The 11,829-nt window shown below is 70.5% G+C and carries 10 protein-coding genes and 2 pseudogenes; 4 read left to right on the top strand and 8 right to left on the bottom strand.

Translation table 11 applies throughout. From position 1 onward, the window contains the following. Positions 1-300 precede the first annotated feature (300 nt). Positions 301-1,476, bottom strand: coding sequence for a cytochrome P450 (locus tag AB0J04_RS30800; RefSeq protein ID WP_363171858.1), 1,176 nt, complete (start codon positions 1,474-1,476; stop codon positions 301-303). A gap of 380 nt (positions 1,477-1,856) precedes the next feature. Next, positions 1,857-2,330 carry a nuclear transport factor 2 family protein gene (locus tag AB0J04_RS30795; RefSeq protein WP_363171857.1) on the bottom strand — a complete coding sequence of 158 codons (474 nt, stop codon included), beginning with the start codon at positions 2,328-2,330 and terminating at the stop codon, positions 1,857-1,859. 182 nt (positions 2,331-2,512) lie between these two features. On the opposite strand from AB0J04_RS30795, the pseudogene AB0J04_RS30790 reads away from it, so the two are divergent. Continuing rightward, positions 2,513-2,599 (top strand): annotated as a pseudogene (locus AB0J04_RS30790) (LysR family transcriptional regulator); the annotation flags it as partial. 318 nt (positions 2,600-2,917) lie between these two features. After that, positions 2,918-4,132, top strand: coding sequence for an MFS transporter (locus AB0J04_RS30785; RefSeq protein WP_363171856.1), 1,215 nt, complete (start codon positions 2,918-2,920; stop codon positions 4,130-4,132). Positions 4,133-4,260: 128 nt separating this feature from the next. Here AB0J04_RS30785 and AB0J04_RS30780 read toward each other — a convergent pair whose 3' ends face one another. Then, entirely contained in the window at positions 4,261-5,412 is a 1,152-nt protein-coding gene (locus AB0J04_RS30780; RefSeq protein ID WP_363171855.1) for a hypothetical protein, read from the bottom strand. Positions 5,413-5,710: 298 nt separating this feature from the next. Here AB0J04_RS30780 and AB0J04_RS30775 point away from each other — a divergent pair, with 298 nt between their 5' ends. After that, positions 5,711-6,949 (top strand): hypothetical protein, encoded by a 1,239-nt coding sequence (locus AB0J04_RS30775; RefSeq protein ID WP_363171854.1) that lies wholly within the window; start codon positions 5,711-5,713, stop codon positions 6,947-6,949. Between the two features lie 87 nt (positions 6,950-7,036). On the opposite strand, the gene AB0J04_RS30770 is transcribed toward AB0J04_RS30775, so the two are convergent. The 5 genes and pseudogenes from AB0J04_RS30770 to AB0J04_RS30750 form a co-directional block, all read right to left on the bottom strand. Continuing rightward, positions 7,037-7,402, bottom strand: a complete 366-nt coding sequence (locus AB0J04_RS30770) for a DoxX family protein (RefSeq protein ID WP_363171853.1) — start codon at positions 7,400-7,402, stop codon at positions 7,037-7,039. Between the two features lie 71 nt (positions 7,403-7,473). After that, positions 7,474-8,046, bottom strand: a complete 573-nt coding sequence (locus AB0J04_RS30765; RefSeq protein ID WP_363171852.1) for an NmrA family transcriptional regulator — start codon at positions 8,044-8,046, stop codon at positions 7,474-7,476. Positions 8,047-8,198: 152 nt separating this feature from the next. Then, on the bottom strand, positions 8,199-8,933 hold the full coding sequence (locus AB0J04_RS30760) for a hypothetical protein (RefSeq protein ID WP_363171851.1): 735 nt from the start codon (positions 8,931-8,933) through the stop codon (positions 8,199-8,201). A gap of 260 nt (positions 8,934-9,193) precedes the next feature. Beyond that, positions 9,194-9,389 (bottom strand): annotated as a pseudogene (locus AB0J04_RS30755) (IS5/IS1182 family transposase); the annotation flags it as partial. Between the two features lie 396 nt (positions 9,390-9,785). Continuing rightward, entirely contained in the window at positions 9,786-10,703 is a 918-nt protein-coding gene (locus AB0J04_RS30750; protein WP_363171850.1) for an alpha/beta hydrolase, read from the bottom strand. 226 nt (positions 10,704-10,929) lie between these two features. On the opposite strand from AB0J04_RS30750, the gene AB0J04_RS30745 reads away from it, so the two are divergent. Beyond that, the gene (locus AB0J04_RS30745) at positions 10,930-11,799 is read left to right on the top strand and encodes a helix-turn-helix domain-containing protein (protein ID WP_363171849.1); all 870 of its coding nucleotides are present in this window, start codon (positions 10,930-10,932) and stop codon (positions 11,797-11,799) included. Positions 11,800-11,829: the final 30 nt, after the last annotated feature.

Raw genomic sequence — 11,829 nt, 5'->3', positions numbered from 1 at the left:
CTAGTAGCTCCGCTACGAGGACTCTCGCCCGGCACACCGAGAGCACGCACCGAACGCCGCTCCTTCTCCCACGGAGATCCATCAGAAGCCCCCTAACCGTGCCCCCTCGCGTACCTGCCCCATGGCCATCCCCCTTCGCAGGCGGTCCCGCGGCGTGGAACCAACCTTGTGCGAAGGAGGACATGGCGCGCGGTGAAACGGTTCCGCCGGCCCGAGCGCCGTGAGGCGCCGCCGCAGCATCAGCCGGGGCCAACCGGCGCAGGAAACGCGCGGGTACACCTTGGCCGCACTGAAGTCCGATCAGTCCGCCTGGTCCCACCGCACGTGCAGGGTGGTGGGCTTGCGGAAGACCAGGCCGTACGGGGCCGCGATGTGGTCGGGGTCGAGGCGCAGGGCGGGGAGGCGTTCGAGCAGGTGCTGGAGGGCGATGCGGGTTTCCAGGCGGGCGAGGTGGGCGGCGAGGCAGTGGTGCGGGCCGTGTGCGAAGGCCAGTTGGAGACGCGCGTTCTCACGGCGGACGTCGAACAGGTCGGGGTCGGGGAAAACGTCCGGGTCGCGGTTGGCGCCCGTCAGGGAGACCGTGACGAGGTCACCGCGGCGGATCGCGGCCGGGCCGAGAACGGTGTCCCGGGTGGCATAGCGGTCCACGACCGCCGCGCCGGGTTCCAGGCGCAGTGATTCCTCGAGCGCGCCGTCCAGCAGATCGGCGTCGGCCCGGACAAGGACGAGTTGGTCGGGGTGCCGCAGCAGATGCAGCAGCGCGTTGGTGATCATCGCCTCGGTGGTCTCTATGCCTCCGAACATCAGCACCGCGGCGTTGGACGCCACCTCGGGCACGGTCAGCCGCTCGGCGGCCGAGGCGAGGAGGGAGGGGGCGTTCCGGTCGGCGACGGTGACTTCCACGGCGGTCCGCAGCTGCGCGTACGCCACGACGCCCGCGGGCCCCGCCGCGTGGCCGGCGGTGATGTCCGAGACCGACCGCACGATGGAGTCGTACCAGGCGAGCACCGTGTCCCCGGTGGCGCCGGCCAGCCCCAGCGCCTCGGTCACGACCGCGACGGCGAGGGGTCCGGCGAAGGCACGTCGCAGTTCGGCGGCGCCTGTCGGCTCCAGCGCGGTGATGAGCCGGTCGGTCTCCCGCGCGATGAACGCGGCGAAACCGTCACGCACGGCCCGGGGGCGGAAGGGGGCGGTGAAGGGCTCGCGGTGCCGGGTGTGGTGGTCGCCGTCGAGGGACAGCATGCTGGGGCCGACGACCTGCGCGGTGGAGAACCGGGGGTCGTCGACGGTGAAGGTCTCGGCGTCCCGCATCACGCTCAGTGCGAGATCACGACGGGTCACCAGCCAGCCGTCCAGCTCGGGGACCCAGGACACCGGCTCCTGCGCACGGAGCAGCGCCAGTCGCGGATGCGGATCCCGGGCGAGTTCGGCGAGCGTGGTCGCGGCGCCGAGGGGACAGGAGCCGACGACGCTCATGGCGTGCGCCGGCCCGGCAGGGAGGAACCGTTCACGCCGCTGAGGCTAACCGACGTGGCGACCAGGATGCTGCGCGACGACGGACCGGAGAGCGATCAGCTGCACCGGCTTGATCGCAACAGCATCTGTCCTGTGGCGGGGCGAGCCACATACAGCGGCCTTCCTTTGTGGTGACGGAGACGCGGCCTGAGTCGTCGACGCCGGACACGGCCCAGCCGAGTCGCCGGGCCCAGCTCTCGCCGCCGGGGGTACCCGGGTGAGTCACCGTGGGCGCGCTGTCGGCCCGCAGGGGCTTCGGGACGTTCTTCTTCGCCGTGGCCGCTGTCGGTTCGGAAAGATGGCCCATGCCTCGAAGGCAACCCGAAGCCTGTGTGACCCGGCTATGCCCTGCTGACGTCTGCGGCGGTAGGTGTGGCGAGGCTGCCGCGGTGTATCTGAGTGCCTGCTGCAGGAGCCGGTGTCGTGGGGAAGGGACGGTCGCGGCTGTGGATCGTGCCGGATGAACCGTGGTCGTCGGTTGAGCCGTTGCTGCCGGATCCGGGGCCGAAGATCATGCGGTGCCCGCGGGCTGTGTCCATGTACTCGCGCACCCGGTGGATCAGCTCGTCCCGGAGCTCGAAAACGAAGCAATAGTCGTTGGCATAGTGGTTTCCGTTGGCCAGAGTCGCAGTCATGGTCTCCTCCACGATCACCCGCTCGCCGTCGGCGTGGAACTCGTGGAAGGTGACCGTGACGTCACTCACGAACAAGCGGGGAAAATCCTCGGCGAGGAAGCTCACGATCGCCTTCCTGCCGACCATGTGACTGGGGGCGTCCAGTGCGACGGCAGTAGCGTTGCCTGCGGCGCGAGCCACTCGGCGTCCTCGGTGAAGACCGCGGAGATTCGGTCGGCGTCGTGGCTGGCGAACGCCTTCCAAGCATTCTGGACGATGCTGCGGCTCTGCTGTGGCATGCCCGCGAACCTAGGCGACTGCAGGCCAAGAGGCTGGCGATGTTCCGACAACACCCCCTGCGATCCTGACACCTCTTCCCGGAGCTGCTGCGCGACGGCCGCGCTGATGTGGCGCTCATGCACGCGCCGTTCAACTCCCTCGCCGGGTTCGACGGCGAGGAACTGCTGACCGGGGCAGATCATCCTGGCGGGGGAGACGGGGACACCCTGGCGTACCGCCCGCGGACACCCCCGCTCCGCTCGTGCCCGGCGAACGCGACCCGTCACCGGACGCGCCGCCCCAGAGTGTGATGCAGGCCATAGGCTCCTGTCGGCCGATCCTGGAATGCGTGGGCCTGTGCCGCGGCTGCACCGGTTGTGGGCCCTCCCTGTCCTGGGGGGCGCACCGGGCAATGGTGGCCGGCGCGACAGGCCACAGGAGCAGGACGTCCATGGTCCCGTCTGCTCCGCCGCGTCCGGATCGCCGCCCGTGAAAGGTACTCCCGCTCTATGCCACTGGCCCTGTTGGCCCTTGCCCTTGTCGCGTTCGGCATCGGTACGACCGAGTTCGCCACGATGGGGCTGTTGCCCCAGATCGCCGACGGGGTCGGCGTCTCTGTGCCGCACGCCGGCAACATCGTCTCCGCCTACGCGCTCGGCGTCGTCGTAGGCGCCCCCGTACTGACGGGCCTCGGCGCGCGCATCGCCCACAAACGACTTCTGCTCCTGCTGTCCGCCCTGTTCGTGGTCGGCAACGTCGCGTCCGCCCTCGCTCCCGACTTCGGCCTGCTGTTCGCCGCACGATTCCTGGCGGGCCTGCCCCACGGAGCGCTGTTCGGCGTGGGCGCCGTCGTGGCCTCCCGGCTGGTCGCCCCCGAACGAGCCGGACGGGCCGTGTCGAGGATGTTCCTCGGACTCACCATCGCCAACATCGTCGGCGTCCCGGCCGGCACGTTCCTCGGGCAGCAGCTGGGCTGGCGGTACGCCTACTGCGCCGTTGCCGTCATCGGCCTCATCGCGCTGGCCGCGCTGGCCGCCTTCGTCCCCCACCAGCCCCGCAGCAGCCAGGCCGGCATCCGCCGCGAGCTGCGGGCCATGGGCAACGGGCAGGTCGCCCTCGGCCTGGCCACCGCCGTCGTGGGATTCGGCGGTTTCTTCGCCGTCTACAGCTACCTCGTGCCGATCCTGACCCACCTGACGGGCTTCTCCGACTCCTCGACCACCTGGGTTCTCGCGCTCTACGGCATCGGAATGACGCTGGGCACACTGATCGCGGGCCCACTGACCGACCGCGCCCTGCGTCCGACGCTGTACGGGGGACTCGCCCTGCTCGGCGCGTCGCTCGTGACGTTCTACTTCACGGTCCACAGCGCCGTTCCCGCCCTGATGACACTCGCCTTCATGGGCGCGATGGGCGCCCTCGTCACCACACCCGTGCAGATGCTGCTCATGGCCAAGGCGAAGAACGCCCCGACGATGGCGGCGGCCTCCAACCACTCCGCCTTCAACCTGGCCAACGCCGGCGGCGCCTGGCTCGGCGGCCTGGCCATCTCGGTCGGCTGGGGCTGGGCCTCACCCGCCCTGGTCGGCGCGGCACTCGCCGCCGCCGGCCTCGGCCTCGCCTTCCTCGGAGGCCTCACCGACCGTGGGAACGGGAGCTCCGAGGTGATCACTTCGTCGGGGGCCGAAGCCGCGGCAGAGGTCGGACAGGTCCCGACGGCCTGACGACGCGTGAACGGACGGCCGTGGGACGGGAGGGAGGGCAGCCGGCCCGTGGCTTCGGGCGCCCGGCCTGAGCACGTGTCGGGCATGACCTCCTGGCTCTCGTCCTCACTCGGGCAGCCCACTTGAGGTCATCGGCCGGTGAAGTGCGCTTCGCGGTAGTCGTCGAGTCTGTCGAGGACGAACAGCAGGAGATCACGAGGCAAGCTGTCGTGCGGGTGCGGGTGCGGGTGCGGGTGCGGATGCGCGCCGGTACGGGCGGCAGGCAGGTACCGGTGGCTGATCGTCCGGGCCTGGGTGATCGGCGCCGTGGGGTCGGCGCCGTCCAACGCGAGGACGAGTCCGTGCCGCACGGCCTCCAGGAACGGGCCGGGGCTGTCCGAGCTGTGACCGGCACAGAGGTCGGCAGAGGGCGGGGCCGTCGGCGGTTCCTCTGCGGTGGGCGGTTGTGCGCTGAGACCGAGGCAGAGGCAGTGCAGGGGTGCTGCGGTGCGGTCGGCCAGGCGGATGCGGTGTCCGAGCTTGTCGAGCGCGGGGATCGAACGGCGGTGGGTCACACTCCAGCGCAGGGCCATCCGGGCCCGGTCCAGATCCCGTGCGAGGTCGTGGGGCTGCTGCCACAGGCCCCCGGCCTGCCCCGCCTCCGGACGAAGCGGAGACCGGTCGGGGTGGCGGCCCAGGTCCTCGAGCAGGTGGTCGAGGCCGTCGCGGTAGGCGTCGAGCCGGCCGGAGAGGAGGCGGCAGGGGTCGGGAGGCCACAGCAGGGGGCCGAGGACGACGACCACCGCGATGCCGACCAGGTTCTCCAGGACACGCTGCTCCGGGTAGCCGGAGACGGGCACACCGAACACGAGCACGGCGCTGACGAGGACCTGCTGGCTGGGGGCGCCGTCGATGCGCAGCAGGAGACTGGCGAGGTATCCGGCGCTCACCACGACGGCCAGGGAGAGCGTGGACACGGGAAGCCAGCGCAGGGCGACCGCTGCGATGCACACCCCGAGCAGGACACTGCCCAGGCGGTAAAGCCCCAGCCGAGGGGCCCACAGCGGGATCCCGGACAGGGTGAACACCGCCGGCAGTACGGCGGCGACGGGGGCGCTGTTGATGCCCGACTCGACCGCCAGGTACCACGACAGCGTGGCGCACAGGATCATGCGGGCCCCGCCCCGTGCCTCCTGCACGGTCGGCCGACGCAGCCCGCCGAACGCCGGACGGCTCCGGCGGCCGAGGGCGTTCACGGCCGACGGCACCGTGCAGCCCAGCCGGAAGCTCCTGGCTCGCATGGCGGCACGAGCACACTCCTCTCCCACGGGCGACGAGACCCGACCAGACTACGAGCCGCCTCCGCGCCCGCGGCTCTGCGCGGAGTGTGTGTCTGCCCCGGGTGAGCAGGAAGGCGACACGGGACGTCGATCGCGCGGGCGTTCCGAAGGACATGGCCGCGGAATCCACCAGCCGGTGGGGCCTGTCCCTCCACAACCGACGCGAACCCCGCCCTCAACCTGCCGACAGGCGGCCCTCTACGCTCGTCGACCGGCGCGGACTGATCGCGCCGGACGGGTTGACAAGGGGGAGTGTGCGGTGTGCGCGGGACTGAACAGGCTGTGGCGGTGGACGGCATGGGGCGGGATCGGGCTGAGCCTGTATGCGGGCTGGCTGACGGCCGACGACATCCGCGACCGCGCGTCCAGCGAGCGCGACATCGGCGCGGCGTGCGACGGGCTCGTCTCGGGAGCCGCGGTGATGGACCTGAACGGAGGGATGGTCCGGGCGAAGGCCAGCGACTACGACAAGTACCGCATCGATACGCGCGAACTGCACAGTTCCTGCATCGTCTACAAGGTGCCCGGCCCCGGCAAGACCACGAGCCTGTTCACGCTGGCGGTACGGCGCAGCGATGCCTCCGAGCCGATGAACTGGATCGGTGACGACAGCGGACTCGAGCCGTTCTACGACGCCGGCACCGGCGACAAGAACGATGTCACGGCGGTCGCCGACCGGCGCTCCGAACCATGGCCGGTCGGCGACGGCACCCTGGGCCGGTACGGGGACCGGTACACGACCGTCCGCGCCGAGTGCGGTCCGGGCAGCCGTGCGACGGCCCCCAAGCTGCTGAACGTCACCGCCCGCGCCGACTACGACGACGTCTCCGCAGCGGACCGTGAACGCCTCGCCCGGATCGCACACTCCGCCGCCGAAGCGGCAGCCGACCGGATCGGCTGCAAGGCCCGGCTGGCCGCCCTGCCCGGCCGGCAGCTCGCCTCCGTGCCGACCACCCTTCGCCCCGCCAAGACAGCGGACGGCTCCTGCCGCTGGTTCGCCGCGCACCTCACGCGGCAGGGACAGGACAGGCTGCCCGACCGCGCCCTCGCGATACCCGTCCGGGAAGCGAACCCCCTCGAAAGCTGCCTCCTGGCCGTCAGCCCCGACCAGGTGGGCCGGATCGCCGACACCCTCGACGACGACCAGCGCGACTACGCGCGCAGCGCACTCACCCACTCGCCCTGGTGGCTGCGCGCCGTCTCCTACTTCGGCCCGGAAGCCGGCACGGTGGGATACGAGCTCCTCGGCGCCGACGACGCGATCATCGAGCCGGGAACGGCCGGACACGCCAAGGGAGCGTTGTGGGCCTCCTCCGTCTGCGACGGCAAGCCGGCCCTGCACACCCTCAGTTCCAGCTACACCTACGACGACATCCTCGGCGCCCAGAGGCTGAACACCCTGTTCCGCGCATACGTCGACGACATCGCCAAGCGGCGAGGCTGCACCGACGTGACGTATCCGCAGGCGAAGGACTTCCAAGCCCTGCCCGGCGGGTGACGTCCAAGGCCAAGCTCGACACAGCCCTGACGGAGTCCTACCGGCCAGGCGGTGTTGCGGTCGGTGCGAGAAGGCCGGCGACCCTTGTCAGCTGCCGAAGGACCAAGGGCCGAAGCGGCCCCACGCGATGAAGACGGCAAGCGCGAGACAGACCGTGTTCAGCAGCACCAGTCCGGACTGGCCGAGGCGACCGTGGGTGATCATGGCGCCGACCATGAGGGCGATCCAGCAGGCGGCCGTCACCGCAACCATGACCGGTGCGATGTCGAGCACGGAGGGCAGGATCAGGCCGACCGCGGCCAGGAGTTCGAGGACCCCGAGGGTCTTGACGAAGCCGCTGCTCGCGTCCTGCGTCCATTCCCCGCCGTGCTGCGCGGCCGGTCTCGCCTTGGGGATGAAGGTCTTGCTGCCGCCGGCGGCCAGGGCGACCGCGGCCAGCAGTCCGCGATCCAAAGGGTGAGGTTCATGGGTGTACTCCCGGTCTTGGGCGTAGTGAGTGCTGCGTCGTGGCAAACGGCGGGGAATCAGCCGCCGAAGGCGGATGCGTGGTCGCGTGCCCAGTCGGCGAAGGCGCGCGCGGGTCGACCCAGCAGGTCTTCCACGGTGCTGGTGGTGGGCCCTGGGCGGTGGGCGTAGTCGGCCAGGGAGCCGAGCAGGCGGTCGGGGACCTCCTCGGGCAGCCCTTGCGCGAGCATGCCCCGGCGTATGTGCTCCGGCGGGAGCTCCTGGAAGGACAGTGCCCGGCCGAGAGCGGCGCCGATGAGGTGCACCTTCTCGGTCTGGTCCAGTGACTGCGGCCCGGTCAGTGTGTGGATCGACTTCGGGGGAACGCTGCCGAGGAGGGCGCGTGCGGCGACGGCGGCGATGTCGACTTCGTGGACGGGCGAGGTGGCGGCCCGGCCGTACGCGCCGCGCACCACGTCGCCGGACCTGATCTGGGGCGCCCAGGCGAGTGCGTTGGCCGCGAAGTCGGCCAGGCGCAGGACCGTCCAGTCCAGGCCGGAGCCGCTGATCAGGTCCTCGGCGTGCTGGAACTGTGCGGCGAAGCGGGCTTCCCCTGCGGGATGCTCCACGGTGGTGGCCGACAGCAGCACCACACGCCGCACACCCTGCCCGACGGCGAGCCGCCGGAGACGCCGGCCGCCCGCCCTCGACTCTGAGCTTCACCGCAGAAGTAGTCTCAGGCAACGCCCGCGGCGCCCGGTGCCTCTCCGTGGGCACCGGACACCCTGGTTGACGGGGGGTCGGCTCAGCTCTGGCCGGCCGTGCCACTCCCGCTCTTCACCGCGGCCAGCACCTGTTCCGCCAGCTTCTTCGCGCTCGCGGCCCCGTTGTCGGCGCCCTCCGTGGACAGCACGCTGACGACGGCCGTGCCCGCGCGGGAGGCGATCAACGTGGTGCCGCTCTCCCAGGCGCTGTCGGTGAGGGTGATGGTGTACGCCGCGTCCCCGAGCCCGGCCGTGGAGGCGCCGGTGACCGTCACCTTGCTCTGGGTGTCGGAGTCCGTGTAGCTCGGACAGGCGGCGACGACGCTCGCCAGGTCCTTCAGCACGTCCGCGGCGACGGTGCCACGGTAGACGTCGATCTCCTGGTCGAGTTCGGCGCTCGTGTCCTTGTTGATGTGGGAGTTCTGCGCGAACGAGACGCCCTCCACGCCGGTGAGGCTGATCCAGCTCGTGGCCGCCAGGTCGGCGCAGTGCGGCTTGGCGGCGGCCTTGGTGGCCGGCGCCTCGTAGGTGTCCCCGGTGTCACGGGCGAGGCTCGGGTCGGCGGCGAAGCCGGAGGGGAAGTACGAGGAGGGGGCCAGTGCCCCCTTCAGCTGCGTCCCCGTCAGAAGGCCGGCGTTGGGGTCCTTGGCCTTTGACGGCGTGGCGGCTGTGGGGGTGCTGCCGGCGGAGTCCGTGGAAGTGGAGGAACAGGCGGCCAGCGCCAGCGGGAGTGCTGCGACGGTGAGCATCTTGACGGCATGGAACGGGAGACGCATCGAAGTCCTCGAAAGTGAAGTGCACCGTGCGCCGGACCTGGGTGGGGGACCGGGAGCGGCCGCGCCGCGGAAGCACGGAGGCGTCCGGGGTTTGGTCGGCGGGGCCTGGAGATCGCCGAGCCCGCAGTGACCCTAGGAGGGTGCAGGCCACAGAATGATCACCGGTTCATCAAAGCAAGGTCAAAGCATCCGCCTCTGTCCGGGTTTTTACCGTGTCTTGAGGCAGTCTTGCAGTGATCCGGGAACAGAGTGATCGGCGATCGGTCCAGGGCGAGAACGGCTTTGGCGATTGACGTCATGCGGTGTGGGCTGCGTCGGGATCTGCGGAAGATCCGCCAGGACTTCAGCCGCGCGACGCCGCGCCGGCGCTCGCAGACGCGGATGATCCGGTGAGTGCGGGCCGACCTTCAGCCCCCGGCAGTGATCGTCGCCAGGGTCGTGTGTTCGCGCAGGCACACCATCGGGCATGACTTCACCGCGGTCGTTCACGACACCCTCGACATCGCCGCACTCAAGGGCGTCGGCACACACATCGTGCCCGCTGCCGGGCAAACCACTCCGCGGACCGTCTTCGACTACCAGGCCGCGACAGCCCTGGCCACGCTGCTCGACCGCCAACTGCAGGAGCTGCCCGGCGGACACAACGGAAACACCAGCCACCCGCGGGCATACGCAACACGCATCCGGGAGATCCTGAACGCCGCGGGATGACGAACAGCGGCGCTCCAGATCTGTGCCGTCGATTCGTAGGCGTCAGGGCGCGTCGGCGTCTGCGATCTGCAGGCCGAAGGGTGGTCGGCCCGTGAGAAGTGGCTGTTGCGGGGAGGGGGCAGGAACGGGCCCGGCAGGCGGTCACCCAGCCAGGTGCTTGCCGAAGAACTCGGTGAGCTTGGCGACGGCGGGGGTGACGTATTCGTCGTTGTCGTACAGGTCGATGTGGCCTGCGCCGTCGATGACGACAAGTTCCTTGGGCTCGGCCGCCTTCTCGATCGCTTCCCGGCTGAAGTAGGCGCTCTCCGCCTCCGAGCCGGCGATCATCAGCAGGGGACGGGGCGAGATGAGCCGGATCATCGCGTACGAGTCGTACTGGGCGATCAGGTCGATGCTGCGCAGCACCCATCCTTGGTTGGCACGGGGGTGGTGGCCGCGCGAGGTGCAGTAGAACTCGAACGTCTCCCGGAACTGCCTGGTGGCGGTCTCCAGCAGTTCCTCGGCGTTGTCCGGAATCCATGCCTCCAGCCGCGGGGCCGCGCCGCGGGCTTCTGCGGTGCGCAGTGCACCGGCCTGGTCGAGCATGGCGTTGAGAATCGCCGGGTCCTGTGTGCGGCCGAGTCCCTCACGGAACACCGACCCGATATCCACGGCGCTGACCGTGGCAACGCTCTTGACGCGATGGTCGGTCTGCGCGGCGTAGGGGACGTAACCGCCGGACGCGCAGATCCCCAGAGCCCCGATGCGGTCCGGGGCGATGTCGTCGCGGGTGGTCAGGTAGGTCACTGCGGACTTGATGTCCTCGGCCCGCTGGAAGGGGTCCTCCAGACCGCGCGGCTCGCCCTCGCTCTCGCCCTGGCAGGCCGCGTCGAAGACGAGCGCGGCGAACCCGGCACCGGCCAGACGCTCGGCGTAGATGCTCGGGCTCTGCTCCTTCACGCCGCCTCCCGGATGGGAGATGACGACGGCCGGCAACCGGCCGTCACTGTGGTCATCGGGGGTGAAGAGAATCCCGGCGAGGGCGAGACGGCTGCTGGGGAAGGTGACGCTGGTCCTCATGTTCTGTGTCTCCTGGGTGTGGTGAGAAAGTGCTGCGACCGCGGACGAGACGGATTCCTCCGGCCAGGCCGCCCGCCTCGGGGGCGGCCCCGTACGCCGGTCACGTCACCGACGCTCGCACGCGGTACGCGGATGGGTAAGGGGCGTCCTGTGTCCCCGGACAAAGCTGTCCTGGGACACGACAGGCCCCCTGTCACGGGCATCGCGTGGTGCCAGACTCGTCCCTATGAGCAGCAGCAACGCCCACCACAGTGAACTGGGTGCCTTCCTCAAGGCGCGGCGCATGGAGGTGAGCCCGGCCCAGGTCGGGCTGTCCGATTCGGGCGGCAGGCGCAGGGTCAAGGGTCTGCGCCGGGAGGAAGTGGCCTTGCTGGCGTCGATCAGCCCCGACTACTACACGCGCCTGGAGCAGGGCCGCCGCCAGGCTTCCGAACCGGTGCTGGACACCCTCGCGCGTGTTCTCCGGCTCGACGACGGCGAGCGTGCCTACATGTTCGAACTGTCCGGCAAGGACGCTGCCCGACCCCGTCGGCGCACCGCGCAGAAGGTCCAGCCACAGCTGCAGCGGCTGCTGGACGACCTGGCCACCACGCCGGCCGTCGTCCTGGGCAGGCGCACGGACATCCTCGCTTGGAACCCCATGGCCGCCGCCCTGTTCACCGACTTCGCGCAGATCCCGGAGACGAAGCGCAACTTCGTACGGCTGGTCTTCTGCGAACCAGCCATCAGAGACCTGTACCCGGACTGGGACTGGGTGGCACGGACGAGCCTGGCGCAGCTGCGCATGGAGGCCGTCCGGGACCCGAAAGATCCACGGCTGGCAGAACTGGTGGGCGAGCTGTCGCTTCAGGACCCCGACTTCCGACGGTGGTGGGGCGCCCATCACGTCGCCGTTCAGGGTACGGGCACGAAAGTCCTGCACCATCCGATCGCCGGCCGGCTCACCCTCGACTGGTCCTTCCTCACCTGCACCGCCGATCCCGACCAGCAGCTCATCACCCTGACCGCCGAGCCCGGCACACCCAGCCACGACCGTCTGCGCATCCTCGCTTCATGGGCCGCGCAATCCGCCGGCCACTCCGTGGCAGACCGTTAGGGGGCTTCTGATGGATCTCCGCGGCGTCGC

The organism is Streptomyces sp. NPDC050263 (genome assembly GCF_040655955.1).
Lineage (GTDB): Bacteria > Actinomycetota > Actinomycetes > Streptomycetales > Streptomycetaceae > Streptomyces.
Note: the sequence above shows the minus strand (reverse complement) of the source record. Positions and strands in the feature narration are given on the sequence as shown.

Bases quoted from the DNA above. Each gene is read 5' to 3' on its own strand.
- AB0J04_RS30760 (WP_363171851.1), bottom strand. From the start codon at position 8,933: ATGCGTCTCCCGTTCCATGCCGTCAAGATGCTCACCGTCGCAGCACTC.
- AB0J04_RS30800 (WP_363171858.1), bottom strand. From the start codon at position 1,476: ATGAGCGTCGTCGGCTCCTGTCCCCTCGGCGCCGCGACCACGCTCGCC.
- AB0J04_RS30780 (WP_363171855.1), bottom strand. From the start codon at position 5,412: ATGCGAGCCAGGAGCTTCCGGCTGGGCTGCACGGTGCCGTCGGCCGTG.
- AB0J04_RS30750 (WP_363171850.1), bottom strand. From the start codon at position 10,703: ATGAGGACCAGCGTCACCTTCCCCAGCAGCCGTCTCGCCCTCGCCGGG.
- AB0J04_RS30785 (WP_363171856.1), top strand. From the start codon at position 2,918: ATGCCACTGGCCCTGTTGGCCCTTGCCCTTGTCGCGTTCGGCATCGGT.
- AB0J04_RS30745 (WP_363171849.1), top strand. From the start codon at position 10,930: ATGAGCAGCAGCAACGCCCACCACAGTGAACTGGGTGCCTTCCTCAAG.